A 17,155-nucleotide genomic window follows, 5' to 3' on the forward strand; every position below is an offset into this window, starting at 1 on the left:
CCTGAACCTCCCTGATGACAACGTTTTCTTCGCAGATACATTGTAATCAGATTGGTTCAGGCTTTTTCATTTATCCCAAACTGTGGGACAGCAGTGGGCATTTGCCGGCCTTTTTTGTGGGCTTAGTGGAGGAGGTCGTCGTCCAGGTCGAAGGACTCGTATTCATTGAGTTCCTTCTTCAGACGCCGCTCTTCCAGCCGATCTTCGATGCGATGGCGCATGTCCATATTGAAAGAGCGGCTGCGAGCGCTGCGCTCTTCCTGCTCTTCCTCATCAACACTGTCATCCAGGATATCGAAATCTTCGTTCATCAGCAGATCTTCCGAATCAAGGTCTTGCTCATTACGATGGTTACTCATGGTGGCCTCCTTTCTGACCTCCTCAAACAACCTGTTATACGGGCTAATCAGGTCCGGACCCCCGGTTTCCCAATCTCCTCAGCGCCTGTATATCCTCAGACTTTCGGCCTTACAAGTTTTTTTTTCTTTTCAATGATGAGTGGCACGGAACATCCGGGCGGAAGGTCAGGGCTGTAATCAATAAGCGCTTGCAGCGGGCGGTTCGGGAGGGCTAAATGTGATGCATATCATGCCCTTCACTCTAATAGAAAAATCAGTAACTTAAGTGCTGGAATGCCCGCAAAAGGCTTTGTAAAGTGGGGGCTGTTCGCCGGTTATCGGTAGGGCGACGACCCGTGGAGAGAATAAGAATATGGCAGAACTGCTGATTATTGTTGGGGTAAGCGCACTCATCATCACCACGCTGGGGCTGATGCATGAAGCCGGTAGCCGGGGCCACAGCTCGCTTTTTTTTCTGGTGCCGCTGGTAAGCCTGGGGCAGGTGCAAAGTCATTGGGAATATTATCGCTGGTGGGCGCTGGGCCGTGTAGCAGCGGTGCTGACCACTGCGGTGGGCATAGGCCTGTTCGTGGTCACAGGTGGCAGCCTGGCGGGAGACGCTTCCGTGCAGCCGGTATCCAGCCAGAGCGGTCAGGTGCTGCGTGGCGAGAAAAAAGCCAGCAGCACCGCGTTTGTTTCCTCGGAAGAGTCTGCTCTGTTGGTTGTCGCAAGACAGGGCAAGCGCCTGACCGGGCGTTTGCATGGAGAGACATTCCGTTACGACCGTGTTGCCCTGATTGATGGGGTAATGACCCTGAGCCAGGGCGAAGGGTTTCTGGCTGACCTGGAAGTACGCATTCTGCTGGGTTGGAACCCGGAAGACATCACCGAACGCAGAACATTGATTGTAGGCCCGTCGGATGAGGATGGCCCTGTGGTGCACCTCTCCTGGAAGCCGGAGAACCAGGATTACCCGGAGACTCGCATTTTTGACGGTGGCTATCGTATGGAGCTGGCTTTGGCGCCGCTGGATACGGGGCAGCTTTCCGGTTCCCTTGTGCTGGTCATGCCGGATAGTTTCAAGAGCTATCTGGCCGGGGACTTTACCGCGCACACAAACCACCTGCGTTACCGTAACGGCCAGGTCGATCTGTACTTTGATCATGAAGATACTCTGGCCCATGTGGCGGAGGAGTTTCTGCGAACCCAGTTCCCGGAAGGGGCCGTGAGCACGATTGAGGCCCGCCATGTGACCCTTCGGCGCACGGAAAATAGCGGCCAGGTAATGGCCGTGGTGGAATTGAGTAATGGGGCTGTGCAGGAACGCACGGTACGTTTGGAGAAGAGTGACGTGGGCTGGGCCGTGGTTGCTGGCTCCATGGAAACCCGTGTTACCACACCCGCAAAAGAGGGCGGGCTGGAGCTGGTGACCCCGAGTGCCGAGAAACCGGCTGAACCGGAACGGGCTGCGCCAGAACCGATTATGCAGACGTTCCCGGAATTGGTGGCGTATGAAAACCAGTCGGTGGTGTTGGAAACCACGGGCGGGCGGACCCTGGAGGGGGTGCTGCGCAAAGTGGATGGCGACCGCCTGTGGCTGGTAATGAATGTGGGCAGCGGTAATGTGGAGCGCAGCGTGGGGGCCGATGAATTACAGTCCCTGACCCTGTCTTCCGGCCAGCGAGTGAGGTTAACGGTGCCTGGTGGGGATCAGTCGGCGGCGGATGAGCCGGCGGATTCGCCGTCTACCCCGAGCCAAGCGGTGGAATCGGCGCCTGCGGAACCGGCAGAACCGGCTGCGGTTGAGAACAGCGAGCTCAAGGCGCTGCTAGGAAAAAATGTGACTATTGAGGCCAATGAGGGGCCCAGTCGCACCGGAATTTTGCAGGCAGTAGCCGACGATCACCTGACCTTGAGTGTGCCGTTGGGCGCGGGCAATATGGAGTACTTTTACGATATCGACAGTATTCGCCATATTGAGGCAACCCGTTGAAGGTACTGATAACAGGTGGCACTGGGTTTATTGGCCAGCATCTTTGCCGGCGATTGGCAGCCCATGGCCACGAGTTGACCGTTCTTACCCGCAAACCCCGAAAAGCGGCTCGCGTGCTGCCGGAAGGGACGCGCCTGGTCACATCTCTGGATGATATCAACAGTGATGCGGCGATTGATGGCATCGTGAACCTGGCTGGCGAAAGCCTGTTTGCCGGGCGCTGGACCGAGCGGCGCAAGAAGGTGCTGTTTGCTTCACGGGTGGGGGTCACCGAAGCCGTAGTGAGTTTGGTATCCCGGCTGGACCGTAAACCGGCGGTGCTGGTTTCCGGTTCAGCCGTGGGCTTTTATGGCAATGCAGATAACGCGGAATTGTCTGAAGAAAGTCCCGCCCGCAAGCGTGATTTCGGTTATTTGCTCTGTGATGCCTGGGAACAGGCCGCCCGGCCGGTATCGCGACAGGGGGTTCGGCTGTGTCTGGTGCGCACCGGTATTGTGCTCGGTAGCGATGGCGGTATGTTGAGCAAGTTGCTGCCAGTGTATCGGCTTGGGCTTGGCGCCATGCTTGGTGATGGCAACCAGTGGCTGAGCTGGGTGCACATTGACGACATGGTGGCGGTGCTGGTTCGGGCGTTGGAAACCCCAGGGGTAGATGGTGTTTTCAATGCTTGCGCACCGGCCCCGGTAACCCAGCGAGAGTTTCACCACACCCTTGCCCGACAAGTGAAACGCCCGGCGCTGCTGCGCGTGCCATCCACCGCACTCAAAGTGGGCTTGGGAGAGCAATCCTCCATGCTGATTGGCGGCCAGCGGGTTTACCCCCGGCGCCTGGAGCAGCAGGGCTTCATTTTCCGTTTCCCGGACCTGGATTCTGCCCTGTCTCACCTGACCAGTCGTTAAGCTGGCCCAGCCTGTCCAATGGTGATTTGTGCAGCGCCAGGGTGGATGCCGGGTGGCTGGCGTTGTTTCTGACGCCTTCCTGGGGAGAATGCCGGGGATGGACAGGAAATCCTCCGTATAAAGAGAAGAAAAAGCCCCCACATTCCAGATTTTGAACAAAGATATCTGGCGTTGTGCATTCGGCGTTCGGCGATTTGCCAGGGTTGAATAGTGAGGCGGGCCTTGAGGTCCGCTTATCACTCAATTCAGTGACGCACCTTGAAAACCCCCGGTTTGCCCATATCTGTTTCTCAACATTACCCGCAGGTTCAGGAGCCAATCGTGTCAGCAGAAAAACAGACCCATGGATTTCAGGCAGAAGTATCCCGTCTTCTTCACTTGATGATTCATTCTCTCTACAGCAACCGGGAAATCTTTTTGCGGGAGCTGATTTCCAATGCGTCGGATGCGTGCGACAAGTTACGTTTCCAGGCGCTGGATAATCCTGCGTTGCTGGAGCAGGGTGGTGAACCCCGCATTACCCTGCAAGTGGACAAGGGCGCGGGCACCTTGACCATTACCGACAACGGTATTGGCATGGGCCAGGATGAGGTAGTGGATAACCTGGGTACGATTGCCCGTTCCGGCACGGAAAAATTCCTCGCCAGCCTGAGTGGTGATCAGAAGAAAGACGCTCAGCTGATTGGTCAGTTCGGAGTGGGGTTTTATTCAGCCTTTATCGTGGCTGACACCGTCACCGTGGAAACCCGCAAGGCCGGGGAAGCGGCGGCCAATGGGGTGCGTTGGGAAAGCGATGGTAAGGGTGAGTTTTCCGTTGAGCCGCTTACCCGTGATGAATCCGGCACAGCGGTGATTCTGCATCTGCGTGACGACGCCCGTGATTTTTTGGATGACTTTAAAATTCGCCAGGTGATTGGCCAGTATTCCGACCACGTGGCTTTCCCGATTGTGCTGGTGACAGCCCCGGACGGTGATGGCGACGCCAAAGAGGAAACCCTGAATTCCGCCACCGCGCTTTGGCAGCGGGCGCGAAGCGAAGTCACGGATGAGGAATACCAGAACTTTTACAAGCACATCAGCCATGACTTTCAGGACGCGCTGACCTGGAGTCATAACAAGGTGGAAGGCAAGCTGGAGTACACCAGTCTGCTCTATATCCCGGCTCGGGCGCCGTTCGATCTGTATCAGCGTGAGGCCAACCGTGGCCTGAAATTGTACGTCCAACGCGTTTTTATCATGGATGATGCGGAACAGTTCCTGCCCCAGTACCTGCGTTTCATCAAGGGGGTCATTGATGCTCCGGATCTGCCGCTGAACGTGAGCCGTGAGTTGCTGCAGGACTATGGCCCGGTACAGAAGATTCGTGCTGCGCTGACCAAGCGTGTGCTGCAGATGCTGAAAAAACTCAGTAATGATGATGAACAGTACGCCACCTTCTGGGCCCAGTTTGGTCAGGTGATCAAGGAAGGGGTGGCCGAAGATCGTGACAACCAGCAAGCCATCGCTGCCTTGTTGCGCTTTGCCACCAGCAGTAACCCGGATTCGGTGACTACCTCCCTGGATGAATACCTGGACAACAAGCCAGCAGAGCAGGACAGCATTTACTACCTGTTGGCGGATACCCCGTCGGCCGCGCGGCAAAGCCCACACCTGGAAGTGTTCCGCAAGAAAGGCATCGAGGTATTGCTGCTCAGTGATCCCGTCGATGAGTGGATGGTGGGTTATCTGGAAAGCTACAAGGATGTGAAGCTGGTCAATGCTGCCCGGGGTGAGCTGGACCTGGGCAATGATGAACAGGCGAACAACGATGATCCGCTGATTCAACGCCTGTCCGGGAGCCTGAGCGAGCATGTGGAAGCGGTACGTGCCACGACGCGCCTGGTGGATTCCCCGGCCTGTCTGGTTCTGGCGGAAGACCAGCTCGGCCCGCAGATGCGCCGTATGCTGGAAGCCGCTGGCCAGCCTGTTCCGGAAAACAAGCCGGTTCTGGAGGTGAATCTGGGTCACGATCTATTGGCCAAACTGAGTGGCATCGACGCGGGTGAGCGTTTTGATGACCTGGCTGCACTGTTGCTGGACCAGGCTATGCTAGCGGAAGGTCAGCTGCCCAAGGACCCGGCGGCAACCGCACGCAGAATGCATGAGATGCTTGTCAATGCAGTGAATAATTAAATAGCTGCGCGGACCAGGTTTGAGCATGATTCCGTGTTTGAGGCCGCGACCACAGGGTGGGCGCGGCCTTCTTGTTTGTCGAAAATACCAGCCTCAATCGCGTCGCTGTTCACTATTCACTGTTAACTGCTTTATGATGCCCGAAAGCGTAAACAAGGCGTTCCTATGACGCAGAACAAGCATAATGCCGCCATTCTTGGCGGGGGCAGTTTCGGTACTGCCATGGCCAGCATCCTTGCGGCCAACGGCCACAGCGTGAACTTGTGGGTTCGTGATCCGGAAACTGCGGCGGCGATCAATATTGATCGCGAGAACAGCCGCTATCTGCCCGGTGCCGAATTACCGGAAGGGGTGACGGCCACGGATAACCTGGAGGAAGCTTTAACGCACGCCTCCATGGTCTTTGTGGCGATTCCCAGCAAGGCTTTCGCCGAGGTGCTGGAGCAGGCCCGCCAATGGGTGCCGGACGATACCCTGGTGATCAGTTGCACCAAGGGGATCTATGCGGAGGGTTTCCTGCTGATGAGCGAGCTGCTGCATCAGTATTGGCCGCATACCCGTATTGGCGTGCTCAGTGGCCCTAACCTGGCCAAGGAAGTGGTGGAGCAGAAATTTACCGGTACGGTGATCGCCAGCCCCGATGAGCAGCTGCGACAGACCGTGCAGGACGCGCTGAGCTGCGATTATTTTCGCGTGTATGACAACCCGGATATTTATGGTGTCGAGCTTGGTGGGGCGCTAAAGAATATCTATGCGGTGGCATCAGGCATGGCCGCAGCCATCGGCGTAGGCGAAAACAGCCGCAGTTTTCTGATTACCCGTGCGCTGGCAGAAATGAGCCGCTTCGCGGTAGAGCTTGGCGCCAACCCCATGACCTTCCTGGGCCTGTCCGGAGTGGGGGACTTGATTGCTACCTGTACTTCGTCGCTGTCACGCAATTATCAAGTGGGTTTCCAGCTCGGCGAAGGCAAAAGCCTGGAGGAAGCGATTGCGCACCTTGGGCAGACTGCCGAAGGGATCAATACCATCAAACTGGTGGCGGATAAGGCTGCGGAACTTGACGTTTATATGCCTCTGGCCACTGCGCTTTACAAGATTGTCTATCATGGCAAGCCGCTGGAACTGGTCATCCAAAATCTGATGAGTGGTGAGTACAAGCACGATGTGGAATTTCAGCTGGGTGCGTTCAGCTCATGAAACTCTACCTTTGCCGCCACGGGCAGGCCGTCTCACAGGCGGCCACGGATGCCCTGCGGCCGCTAACAGAAGCCGGGCAGGCGGCACTGCTGTCGCATTGGCAATCCTTGCAAGGCCGTGGCGTTCAGCTCAGCGGTCTGATCGTCAGCCCGTACCTGCGTGCTCAACAAACCGCAGATTGTATCGCCCAGGTATATAGCGGTTTATCCCGGCAGGAGTGTCCCTACCTGACGCCGGATAGCCACCCCCAGGCCCTGTTCGACTGGTTGCTGGCCAACCCGCCGGTCTCAAATACGGTGCTTGTGAGCCATATGCCACTGGTGTCGCAATTGACCGCCAAGTGGACCGGTGTACCAGAGCGGGTGGGTTTCAACGTGGGGACTGTCGCCTGTTTCGATGTGGATGTGACTGCCGCCAACGGGGCGCAATTGCTGTGGTTATGCAGCCCTGGCGAGGAGCTCGCCAGCCGTTAATCGGTGATTCGCCACCCTTGATAGGCCCTTGTGTACCGTTCGCCGATCCGGTCTTTGCAACGGCGGGTGGGCATCGTAGCCTGAATTTGGTGACACAATGAACGCATGGCAGACTCCTGAACCGTGTCACCGGAACCACACCTGAGGGGGGAAATCATGGTGTCTCCTTGCACCGTGAGGCTTAGGTCGAATTAAGCACCAACCATCGTTGGTGCTTTTTTTATGCCGTTCAGCGGCCAGGGATCTGAACCGTTACTGTCTGTTTTCTACGGGGGTGGTTCAGGGCTGTTGCGCATCCGTAGTGCTGTTTTCCATGGGGCCCCAGGCCAGTTTCTCGATGGGGTCGCCATCGGAACCCACCAGGTTGATGGCCATGGGAATGCGGGCCAGAAATTCCAGCCCTTCTGTTTTTCTTAATTCTTTCAGATATTGCTTAACCCGGCCGCTGATCCAGGGGTGCAGTGTTGCCTTGATGGTGACGGCCTTGCCGCGTGCGCCCCGTTGCTGGAACCAGTCCATCAGTGCGGACCGCATGACCGGAAAGTGAGCCTGAAACTGCTCAAAATCATCAGCTACCAGGTAGATGTCGTATTGGTACAGGTTGCCTCGCCAGCTCAGGCCCAGCTTGGACTCTTTCAGGCGCAAGCGCGGGGCCAGTGGCGTTGTGGTGCCCTGTTCCTGGGGCCGGTAGCGGGAGCGGTCTGCGGAGTAGTGCCCCGGGCCGGGCTCCAGATTATCCAGTTGGGCAATCAGGGCACTGCCGCTTTCCGGGCGGTCTGCCGGGTCTTTGGCCAGCAACTGGCGGATCAGTGGCTGGTAGCGGCGTAATGCCACTGGCAGCAGGGGGACCGGGTCGCGCAGGTGGGCCAGGCTCATGCTACGTGCGTCCGGGGCGCTAAAAGGGGGCTTGCCCGCCAGCATCTCGTAAAATACGCAGCCCAGGGAATAGAGATCCGATTGTGGCGTCAGCGGCTGGGAGCGGTGTTGTTCGGGGCTCATGTACTTGGGCGTGCCCATGATCGCGTTGGACTGGGTAACGCTGGTGTCGCGCAGCACGTTGGAGGCGATGCCGAAATCCACCAGCAGCGCAGAACCGTCGGCGCGGAACAGTACGTTGTCGGGTTTTACGTCGCGGTGAATAAAACCGTGTTCGCCGGCATAGTTCAGTGCGCCGGCCAGCTGGCGAAGTATGTTTTGAGCGTTGCTCTCATCGAGTGCTCCGTCAGCGAGGCGCTGTTTGAGGCTGCCGCCGGTTACGTGTTCCATGGTGAGGTAATAATAGCCCTGATGCTCACCCACGTCGTAAACGGGAACGATGTGGGGATGGTTCAGGCTGGCAACGGTACGAGCTTCCTGCATGAAGCGCTCGGCAAAGCGGGGTTCCAGCGCCAGCGTCGGCGTCAGGATCTTGATGGCAACCTGCCGCTCAAAGGAGTGCTGGGTGGCAAGGAACACGTGAGACATGCCGCCTTTGCCCAGGCGGCTGGTCAATCTGTATCCGGGAATTGAAATGGCCATGATATTTTTTATGGGTCGTCCTGACCGTCGCAGTATACCCGTGGAACTATTCGGGTTGTTCACCGTACAGGGCATTCATTTCTGCCTCTGATCGGCGCGCTCGCGCTAATTTGGCTTCCAGCCTTTTTTTCTGCTGATCCAGGCCAAGAAAAAACGATACCTTGCTTTGTAATAGCTGGGGATCAATGGGCTTGAACAGATAATCCACGGCGCCACTGCGGTAACCCTGCTGTACAAAGCGGGTTTCCTTGGAGATCGCGGTCACAAAGATGATGGGCACATTCTGCGTGCGCTTGTGAGAACGCATGATGCCCGCGACCTCAAAGCCGTCCATGTCGGGCATTTGCACATCCAGCAGCACCAGGGCGTAGTCTTCCTTGAGCAGTTTGGACAAGGCTGCGTTACCACTGCTAACGCTATCCACCTGGCAATCCAGATCTTCCAGCACCACTTCCAGGGCAACCAGATTCTGCGGCGTGTCATCCACGAGAAGAACCCGGGAAGCGGGGAGTTGCAGGTCGTCGTCACCAGTGGGAGGAATGCTGTTCATGCTGTGGTCCGTGCTGTGCCTGGGTTGATACTTTTAACTGATACGAGCGTATCAACTTTTTACTGATTCGTCTCCTTCTTCCAGCTTCCACTGCTGAACGGCAACCTGGTTTTTCACTTGTTCGAGAACGTCCAGCAGGGTGTCGCGGACCAGTGCATCGAGTTGCTCACCTTCACCGCCGGCGGCGTCGATCAGATCGTGCAGCAGCTGTTCCAGCTGGGGACGATTGGCGGGGGAGGCCAGGTCATCCACCAGCTGATCCACAAAGGCGCTGCCGGTTTCACGCACGGCATCGCCCAGCAGGGCGATAGCCCGGGGGCCAGCGACGGGAATGGCGGCCAGGCGCCGGCCCGCCTGGGTGCGGACCAGGGATTCATCTGTCAGGTGAGAAAAGTATTCGGCCAGTTGATCGCGATATTGCCCATGGCTTCTCTGGGTGGCGTTGGCAATACGGGTGGCGACAAAGCTCACCAGTTGTTCTTTGCGTGGGGCCAGCACCTGGGATTCGATGCGGTGGAGCAGGGGGCTGCCGCCGCCAATTTCCTGCTGAGCGCCACTAAGCACATTGATCACTACACGGTCGGAGATTTCTTCCACGACGATGCCGTAATACTTGAGGATGGTCTGGCCAAGCCAGGTTTGCGACAGATCCACGATGCCCATGCGTTGCAGACGTATAAGCAGGCTGATCACACGAAGAATTCGCAGCCAGCGGAAGCTGCCCACGGGGATACAGCCGAGCAAATCGTACCAGTGCGCAAAGGGGTAGAAGAACCAGCGATGGTACGTGCCGCGGGCAATGGCGACGATCCAGCGGATGGTGAACTCCGTCAGGTAGACTGCTACGAAGCACAGGTCGTAGAACAGAAAATCGTCGTGAATGGTGTCCCGGTAGAAGTTATGGAAGCCCGGCGTCAGTGACGCCAGAAACTCCTGAACGGGGGGCACCTGAAACAGCCAGTCGAACAGGATCAGGCCCAGATTGGCGATGACCAACACAATCATGCCCAGGTCGATGATAAAGCCAAGGGTATCCAGGTTGGCTTTCAGCTTTTCCGGGTGCAGCCTGATCTTCATGTGAGGCCCTGTTCAGCCGTTAAAACGTGCCCATACCGGGCAATGATCTGAGGGTTTTTCCATGCCGCGCATGTCGTAATCCACGCCGGTGGTGTCCAGCTTGGCCATGAGCGGTTCGGTTGCCAAGACGGTGTCGATACGCAGACCCCGGCGGGGTTCGCGATCAAAGCCCTTGGAGCGGTAATCGAACCAGGAGAACACATCGTCGGTGGTGGGGTTCTGGTGACGGTAGGTGTCGGTCAGTCCCCAGCCCACAAGGCGTTCCCACCATTCTCTCTCTTCTGGCAGGAAGCTGGTCTTGCCTTCGCGCAGCCAGCGCTTGCGGTTGGCTTCGCCAATGCCGATATCCAGATCGGTGGAAGAAATATTGAAATCCCCCATCACCGCGACCTGATCGCTGGGCTGGTGATGGTTGATCAGATAATGCTGCAAATCGTCGTAGAACTTTTTCTTGGCTGGAAACTTTGTCGGGTGCTCGCGGTTTTCCCCTTGCGGGAAATAACCATTGAGTACGGTGACCAGGCTGCCGTCGCTATGTTTCAGGGTGCCGATGATCATGCGCCGCTGGGCATTTTCCTCGTCGGTGGGAAAACCGTACTGCACGGATTCCAGTGGTTCACGGGTAATCAATGCCACCCCGTAGTGGCCTTTCTGGCCAAAAAAATAGGGGTGATAGCCCATATCCCGAACCGCCTGCTCCGGAAACTCCGGATCGTGGACTTTGGTTTCCTGCAGGCCGATCAATGCGGGCCGGTACTTGTCGATCACCGCCTGGAGTTGATGCAGACGGGCACGAATACCATTGATGTTGAATGAAATCAGGGTCATAGCGCCTCCTTTGTGCCGGCATTGTACACTACCTGAAAAGCACTGGTCGCATACGCCTCTACCGTGACGTATGGCGCTATCGGCCATGGCATGGCTGCTGTGAGTGCCGCTATGATGTGCCTTTTGTTTGGGTCGGATATTGGCCCCAGGGAGAGTTCATGCCTGAACAATCAGGGCAACGTCAGGTGCTTGCCTTCGCTCACGCCAATGGCATACCAGGCCACAGTTACGATACTTTTCTTGCGCCGTTGGCGGATGATTACCAGTTGGTGATACTGGACCGGGCAGGCCATGACCCTGCCTTCCCGGTGGATAATGGCTGGCATAGCCTTAGCCTGGAACTGGAGGCACAGCTGGCGCCGTTGCCCAAACCCATTGTGGGGGCCGGGCATTCGCTGGGGTCGGTATTGATGTACCTGGTGGCGCAGCGCCATCCGGAGTGGTTTTCCTGTCTGATAATGCTCGACCCTCCCATGATGAATGGTTTGCATGGGGCGTTGATGCACGCAGCAAAACTGACGAGACAAATTGATAAGGTGACCCCGGCAGGGAAAAGCCGTGGGCGGCTGGACTACTGGCCTGATTGGGACTCGGTGGTCAGCTATTTTTCTTCTCGCGGGCTGTTCAAGGCGTTTGATCCCCGTTGTTTGTCCGATTACCTGAAAGCCGGTGTGGAACCCTGGCAAGACGGCTGGCGGCTGCGTTTTCGACCGGAAGTGGAAGTGGAGATTTTCCGCCATACCCCCACAAACGCCACCCGGTTGCCACGGCTGAAGGTGCCGGGCGCGATCGTGACTGGCAAGGACTCGCCGTCCCCTTTCCATGACAGCGCCAGGCGTCACGTGAAACGCCACCGCATGTTGCATCGCATTGCGGAAGGCTCGCACATGTACCCACTGGAAAAACCGGAACAGACCCTCGCGCTGTTTCGTGAATTGCTGGATGAACTGCAACCGAAGGGAGCCTGAGAATGGACGCCATCGAACGAAAATTCAGTGTCTACGGCCAGACTCTCAGCGCCCTCGAGTGGCCAGGGCGTGACGACGGCGAAACCGCCGAGCCGGTGCTGGCACTGCATGGCTGGCTGGATAACGCGGCTTCATTTTCGCCTCTATCAGCTTATCTGAAACGACCTTTGTTGGCGCTGGATGTGTCCGGCCATGGCCATTCCGATCATCGACCCGATGGCGTGGTCACGCATCTGGTGGACCACGTTCGTGATGTGCTGGCTGTTGTGGATCAGCTGGGGTGGAAGCGGTTCACCCTGATGGGGCATTCCATGGGGGCAGGTATTGCTTGCCTGTTCGCGGCGGCCTGCCCGGAGCGGGTATCCCGGTTGGTGTTGATCGAAGGGCTGGGCCCGCCTAGCACCGACGGCAAGGACGTGGCAACAAACTTGCGTAAAGCGCTGGATGATTCCTCCTCGCTGGCAGGCAAACGCAAACCGGTCTACGCCCGGGTCGAGGATGCTATCGAAGCCCGTACCAAGGGCTTTGGCGGGTTGAATCATGCGTCGTCCGGGCTGTTGAGCGAGCGCGGCTTGATGCCGGTGGAAGGGGGGTGGACCTGGCGGGCAGACAGCCGTTTGCGGCTCACCTCCTTTCTGCGCCTGACCGAAGAGCAGGTAGAGGGCTTTATTCGAGCCATCAAGGCTCCCACCTGCCTGATTATTGGTGAGCAGGGCATGGGCGGAAATGGCATGTTCGATCACCGGTTGGGCTGGCTGGAAGGGGCCTCAATTGTACGGCTGCCAGGGCGCCACCATTTGCACATGGAGGAGCCGGAGAAGGTGGCTGCCAGTATTAATGATTTTCTTTGCGCAACGGACGCAGCGGTTGAGGACTGACCAAAACCATCAGGGTAGGCATTGATCCGGTTTTAATAGGTCATGGTGCTGTGAACCTGTGCGGTTATCCTCGAAAGAAAACCGAGACAGATTCCGTTAGGAGAGCAGCATAATGAAAGTGGTTGAGGTCGCAGCATTGGCCGATTACGTCGGCAAGGAATTGGGTGCTTCAGACTGGTTTCAGATCGATCAAGAGCGCATCAATGCTTTTGCCGATGCCACTCTGGATCATCAGTTCATTCATGTGGACCCGGAACAAGCGCGAAATACCCCCTTTGGCACCACCATCGCTCACGGTTATCTGACGCTGTCGCTGCTGCCGTATCTGCAGGCGTCCATCGACGATTTTCTGATGCCCAAAGGCATGAAAATGGCGATGAATTATGGCTTCGACAAGCTGAGATTCATGGCTCCGGTGAAGGAAGGAAAGCGGGTTCGTGCGCGTGCTACCTTGCTGGACGCTACGGAAAAGCGTGAAGGGCAGTGGCTGCTCAAGTTTGCGTTTACGGTGGATATCGAAGGTGAAGACAAGCCAGCGCTGGCAGCTGAATGGCTGCTAATGTACTTCGTCTAATCGGCTTTGCCTGCGGTTGTGTGAAGACAGGCCGCAGGCAGTTGTGCGAAGGGGATGGTGGCGGCAAAGCCCTGACCCTCCACTGTTTTTTTCCGCGTGTTGTTCACTTCTGTGACCTCTCTTTGGTGATTTCCTGCTATTCTTGATCTGCTGATTTCGTCGTACTCTGGTGTGCCGACAGCGCCGGTGTCTCTCCCGGGCACAGACTCTGATATGAGCGCAGACACACACGCTCGGCATATAAGAAAAACAGAACAGTAAAGGCAGGGCAGGAAGATGTTGCACCGTCCCCGGCTGTGGTTACGCCACGTCATAGATAACCGCTCCGCCATTCGGCGGGATTTGCGCCTGAGCCTGAGCCACATCACCGACATTCCCCGAATGGTTATGCCTGCGGGAGATGAGCCGGGCGTTAGTTCTGAACTCTCTCTGTCGTCCTATTCCAGCCGTGGCGAAGCACTGCTTTCCTTGTTGCAACTATTGGTTCCGGCCACCCGTGAATCCATCAGCCAGGGGACGCTGGTGTGCCATCCGCCCCGGGCCGTGCGTGAGAATACACGCAGCCGGTGGTTTTTCATTAATGGTATGGGAACAGCGGGGCCGGTGGCACTCCTCAATACGTCTGAGATCGCCCGTTTGTTCGGGCGGCCGGTGCATTTGATTCACACCCCAACCTGGGGCCTGGTGCGTGATGTGGCCGAATCCATTACGGCCAGAACGTTGCGCAAGGACGGCAAACTGTCACGTCCAGCAATGCATATCCTGGTGGATGCACTGGAAAACAATGATCGTGTTGTGCTGATGTGCCACTCTCAGGGCTCCATCGTTGCCAGTTACATCGTCCGCAAACTGTTGCGCCATCCCAGTACCCGTCCTCTGGTCAAGAAACTGGAGCTGTATTGCATTGGCGGCGTGGCCGACAGCCTGGACATTGATCCGCAACTGACTCTCGCAGCAGGGCACCCGGTCCCGTATGTGGAACATTTTGCCAATGGTCGGGATTATCTTGCCCAGTTGGGAATCCTCTCCCATCTTGATAGCACCGCCGGTACGGTTTACTGCATGGCAGACCGGCCCGGGCATCTACTCAACGAGCATTATTTACCTGCCATTGTGCGGGGGGATTTCTGTCAGCGCCGGTCACGGCTTTATGGTTACGTACGCGGGCGCGAGCCCGGGCCGCAGGGTGCGCTGGCGATTTTGAAAAAGGAAACCGGCAATCATGGATAAGGCCCCCAAACCCTTATTGCTGTTTGTGGATGACTCCAAGGTAATGCGCCTGGCGGCTGACAAGATGCTCGGTGGTGAGTTTCGCGTCGAGGTGGCTGAAAATGGCCTCCAGGCCTGGACCATGATTTGCAGCAACCCGTCCATCAGTGTGGTGTTCTCGGACCTGGCCATGCCGGAGATGGATGGCTTTGCGTTACTGAAAAAAATCCGCACCAGCGAGGATGAAGGCATTGCCGGGTTACCGGTCATCATCGTCACCGGTGCAGAAAATGATGAAGAGGCCCGAGCTGAAGCGCTGCGCCTGGGAGGAACGGACTTTATCAGCAAGCCGTTTAATTCCACGGATTTGCTGGCCCGGGCCAGGGCCCATGCCAATTACCAGAACGAGCGTAAGGAACTGGCCAAGCAGGCAATGATTGATCCGCTGACCCGGCTCGGCAATCGCCGTTACCTGGAGCACCGCCTGCGCCAGGAGCTGGCATTGGCCGCGCGTCAGCAGTACAAGCTATCAGTTGTGCAACTGGAGATTTACCAATTCAATCAACTTTTCGTACAGCTTGGTAAAAAGCGAACGGATATAGTGTTGTTGAAGCTGGCGCAATCACTGCGTGGGGTGATCCGCAAGGAGGACTCCCTGGCGCGTAGCAGCGTGGCGCAATTTACTGTGTTGCTGCCCAGTGCCGGCCCGGCGGGGGCCAAACGATTCGTGGAACGGGCGTTGAAAGTCAGCGAAAAGCTGGCCTTCCAGTTTCGTGGCAAGGTGCAGCGTTTGCCGCTGACCGTGATTATCCAGACCCCGGCCGCTCATGCGGGATTGACGCCGCGCCAGGTGCAATTGACCCTGGATGAACAGTTGAAACAGGCCCGTACCCTCGGGCCGGGTGCGGTACTCAGTGATGATGCGGACACCACCTTGTCGGTGGATGATGCGGCACCCATATTAACGATTGAACAGGCACTGGCGCTGTTGCGTGCCGGCAAATCCCGTCCCGTCATCAGCGCCTTACCGGATTTGAAACGCCAGCTGGCGCCGCTGTTACAGTTGATGAAGCGGGTGGCCTCAGGGCAGGAGACAGTATGAAAGTGATGGTTGACCGCCAGTACCCCATCGGTGTGGACCGGCTTTACGAAATCCTGACGAGCAAGGCGTTCTATGAGACGCGTTACGAATGGGGCAAGGTGGACAATTACCGCTTTGGGGCCTTTGAGGATACCCCGCGGGGAAAGTTGATTCAGCTGATTCAGCCCATTGAAATACGCACGGACAAGCTGCCGTCTGTGGCGCGCCGCTTCTTGCCGGAAAGCGCGGATTTATTGACAGAATTTCTCTGGACGCCGACGACGCAAGCTGGCCGCTACCAGGCCGAGTACCGGTTTGAATTGGGTAATGTGCCCATGAAGATCAGTGGTGTAATGATCCTCACCGGGGATGACAACGAAGCGGTTCAGCACACCGAGGTGGAAATAAGCAGCTCGGTACCATTGGTAGGGAAAAAACTGGTCTCGCTTGTCGCACCGAAAATTGACGATGCGCTGGCGGGGGATTACCGGCACACGCTGCGCTACGTGGAAAACTTCGCCTGAGCCTGGTCGGGTTGCGGGCCTCTCGTTTGTGGAGCGCCGTTTTACGGTTCCCTGCGGCGATAGCGCTGTCCGCGTTGCTGCATTTTGCGGTCCCAGTGTTTTCTGAACCAACGTTTTAAGCGCCATTGCGCCCGGGTCGGCGCTGAGGGCAGATGCAGGGTTGTGCCCGCGGGCTTGTCCAGCATGGCAATGATATCGGCACTCAGAGAGAGGGCAGTATCCAGGCTGTCACGGGTCTTGCGTTCAAAGCGGGCCTGGCTGAGTGGGTCCGTGGCATCCAGCTGTTGAGACAACTCCCGGTAGAGAGGCAGTGCAATGAGGGCGGCGCTGACCGGGCTGTTGGCGAGTTCGCTGTTCAGGCTTTCGGTTAGGGCGACAATGCCCGCGTAGGTGCTGCTGCTTGCTGATGTCAGTGGCCCGGCCAGTAAACCGCAATCGGGCACCACATTAATAATTTTTCCGCTCCCTTGTTTCTTCATGGCCGTCAGAGCACGTTGGCAGCTGTGTACCACGTGCATCATTTGCAGGTTGGCCAGGCCTTGCCATTGCGGCCCCTGGGTGGCTTCAAAAGGCCCCACCAGCAGCTTTCCGGGCAAATTGATAACCACATCCAGCTGCTGCCAGCGGCGCAGAACCCGATTTATACCCCGTTGAATATCCTGTGAATCGCCCGCGGTTGTTTCAATGAAAAGCGCTTCATGGCCCGCTTCATGCAGGCTGCGGCACAAGGCATTGCCGGTGCGAGTGTCGTCACTGGCGATGGCAATACGATAGTGCCCAGCGGCAGTGTGGGCCAGGGCCTGGCCGAGCGGGCTGCAGCCGCGAGTGATAAGGAGGGTGGGCGATTGTTTCAACGTGTCTCCATGTGCAAGAAGC

General features: G+C 57.3%; 17 protein-coding genes. 11 read left to right on the top strand and 6 right to left on the bottom strand.

What is annotated here, in order from left to right:
- Window positions 1-122: 122 nt before the first annotated feature.
- A complete protein-coding gene (locus COA55_RS13155; RefSeq protein ID WP_063520290.1) occupies window positions 123-359 on the bottom strand; it encodes a PA3496 family putative envelope integrity protein in 237 nt (78 codons plus the stop codon).
- 352 nt (window positions 360-711) lie between these two features.
- Here COA55_RS13155 and COA55_RS13160 point away from each other — a divergent pair, with 352 nt between their 5' ends.
- The 5 genes from COA55_RS13160 to sixA all read left to right on the top strand — a co-directional run bounded on the left by COA55_RS13160 (window position 712) and on the right by sixA (window position 7,072).
- A complete protein-coding gene (locus COA55_RS13160) occupies window positions 712-2,331 on the top strand; it encodes a hypothetical protein (RefSeq protein ID WP_290502539.1) in 1,620 nt (539 codons plus the stop codon).
- Window positions 2,328-3,230: a TIGR01777 family oxidoreductase gene (locus COA55_RS13165; RefSeq protein WP_290502540.1), complete on the top strand. Its 903-nt coding sequence runs from the start codon at window positions 2,328-2,330 to the stop codon at window positions 3,228-3,230. Before COA55_RS13160 ends, COA55_RS13165 begins: the two co-directional genes overlap by 4 nt.
- Window positions 3,231-3,551: 321 nt before the next feature.
- On the top strand, window positions 3,552-5,402 hold the full coding sequence (htpG, locus tag COA55_RS13170) for a molecular chaperone HtpG (RefSeq protein ID WP_290502541.1): 1,851 nt from the start codon (window positions 3,552-3,554) through the stop codon (window positions 5,400-5,402).
- Window positions 5,403-5,567: 165 nt separating this feature from the next.
- Window positions 5,568-6,599, top strand: a complete 1,032-nt coding sequence (locus tag COA55_RS13175; protein WP_063518672.1) for an NAD(P)H-dependent glycerol-3-phosphate dehydrogenase — start codon at window positions 5,568-5,570, stop codon at window positions 6,597-6,599.
- Entirely contained in the window at window positions 6,596-7,072 is a 477-nt protein-coding gene (gene sixA / locus COA55_RS13180; RefSeq protein WP_290502542.1) for a phosphohistidine phosphatase SixA, read from the top strand. The genes COA55_RS13175 and sixA overlap by 4 nt, the downstream gene beginning before the upstream one ends.
- A 279-nt stretch (window positions 7,073-7,351) precedes the next feature.
- Here the strand turns inward: sixA and COA55_RS13185 are convergent, their stop codons facing one another.
- The 4 genes from COA55_RS13185 to xthA form a co-directional block, all read right to left on the bottom strand.
- Complete coding sequence (locus tag COA55_RS13185) at window positions 7,352-8,563, bottom strand: serine/threonine-protein kinase (RefSeq protein WP_290502543.1); 1,212 nt, start codon at window positions 8,561-8,563, stop codon at window positions 7,352-7,354.
- Between the two features lie 73 nt (window positions 8,564-8,636).
- Complete coding sequence (locus COA55_RS13190; protein WP_063520276.1) at window positions 8,637-9,140, bottom strand: response regulator; 504 nt, start codon at window positions 9,138-9,140, stop codon at window positions 8,637-8,639.
- A gap of 51 nt (window positions 9,141-9,191) precedes the next feature.
- Window positions 9,192-10,217 carry an ion transporter gene (locus COA55_RS13195; protein ID WP_063520275.1) on the bottom strand — a complete coding sequence of 342 codons (1,026 nt, stop codon included), beginning with the start codon at window positions 10,215-10,217 and terminating at the stop codon, window positions 9,192-9,194.
- 12 nt (window positions 10,218-10,229) lie between these two features.
- Window positions 10,230-11,045 carry an exodeoxyribonuclease III gene (gene xthA / locus COA55_RS13200; RefSeq protein ID WP_290502544.1) on the bottom strand — a complete coding sequence of 272 codons (816 nt, stop codon included), beginning with the start codon at window positions 11,043-11,045 and terminating at the stop codon, window positions 10,230-10,232.
- 158 nt (window positions 11,046-11,203) lie between these two features.
- On the opposite strand from xthA, the gene COA55_RS13205 reads away from it, so the two are divergent.
- From COA55_RS13205 to COA55_RS13230, 6 genes are all read left to right on the top strand, one after another.
- Window positions 11,204-12,013 carry an alpha/beta hydrolase gene (locus tag COA55_RS13205; protein ID WP_290502545.1) on the top strand — a complete coding sequence of 270 codons (810 nt, stop codon included), beginning with the start codon at window positions 11,204-11,206 and terminating at the stop codon, window positions 12,011-12,013.
- A gap of 2 nt (window positions 12,014-12,015) precedes the next feature.
- Window positions 12,016-12,891 (top strand): alpha/beta hydrolase, encoded by an 876-nt coding sequence (locus COA55_RS13210; RefSeq protein ID WP_063520272.1) that lies wholly within the window; start codon window positions 12,016-12,018, stop codon window positions 12,889-12,891.
- A 112-nt stretch (window positions 12,892-13,003) separates the two neighbouring features.
- Window positions 13,004-13,465, top strand: a complete 462-nt coding sequence (locus tag COA55_RS13215) for a MaoC family dehydratase (protein ID WP_063518676.1) — start codon at window positions 13,004-13,006, stop codon at window positions 13,463-13,465.
- Between the two features lie 276 nt (window positions 13,466-13,741).
- Window positions 13,742-14,695, top strand: a complete 954-nt coding sequence (locus COA55_RS13220) for a hypothetical protein (RefSeq protein ID WP_063520271.1) — start codon at window positions 13,742-13,744, stop codon at window positions 14,693-14,695.
- Window positions 14,688-15,776 carry a diguanylate cyclase gene (locus tag COA55_RS13225; protein WP_290502546.1) on the top strand — a complete coding sequence of 363 codons (1,089 nt, stop codon included), beginning with the start codon at window positions 14,688-14,690 and terminating at the stop codon, window positions 15,774-15,776. Before COA55_RS13220 ends, COA55_RS13225 begins: the two co-directional genes overlap by 8 nt.
- Window positions 15,773-16,279 (top strand): DUF2505 domain-containing protein, encoded by a 507-nt coding sequence (locus COA55_RS13230; protein ID WP_063520269.1) that lies wholly within the window; start codon window positions 15,773-15,775, stop codon window positions 16,277-16,279. Before COA55_RS13225 ends, COA55_RS13230 begins: the two co-directional genes overlap by 4 nt.
- A gap of 41 nt (window positions 16,280-16,320) precedes the next feature.
- Here the strand turns inward: COA55_RS13230 and COA55_RS13235 are convergent, their stop codons facing one another.
- Complete coding sequence (locus COA55_RS13235) at window positions 16,321-17,133, bottom strand: SDR family NAD(P)-dependent oxidoreductase (protein WP_290502547.1); 813 nt, start codon at window positions 17,131-17,133, stop codon at window positions 16,321-16,323.
- Window positions 17,134-17,155 lie beyond the last annotated feature (22 nt).

Origin of the sequence: Alcanivorax sp. (assembly GCF_002733835.1) — a bacterium.
Classification (GTDB): domain Bacteria; phylum Pseudomonadota; class Gammaproteobacteria; order Pseudomonadales; family Alcanivoracaceae; genus Alcanivorax.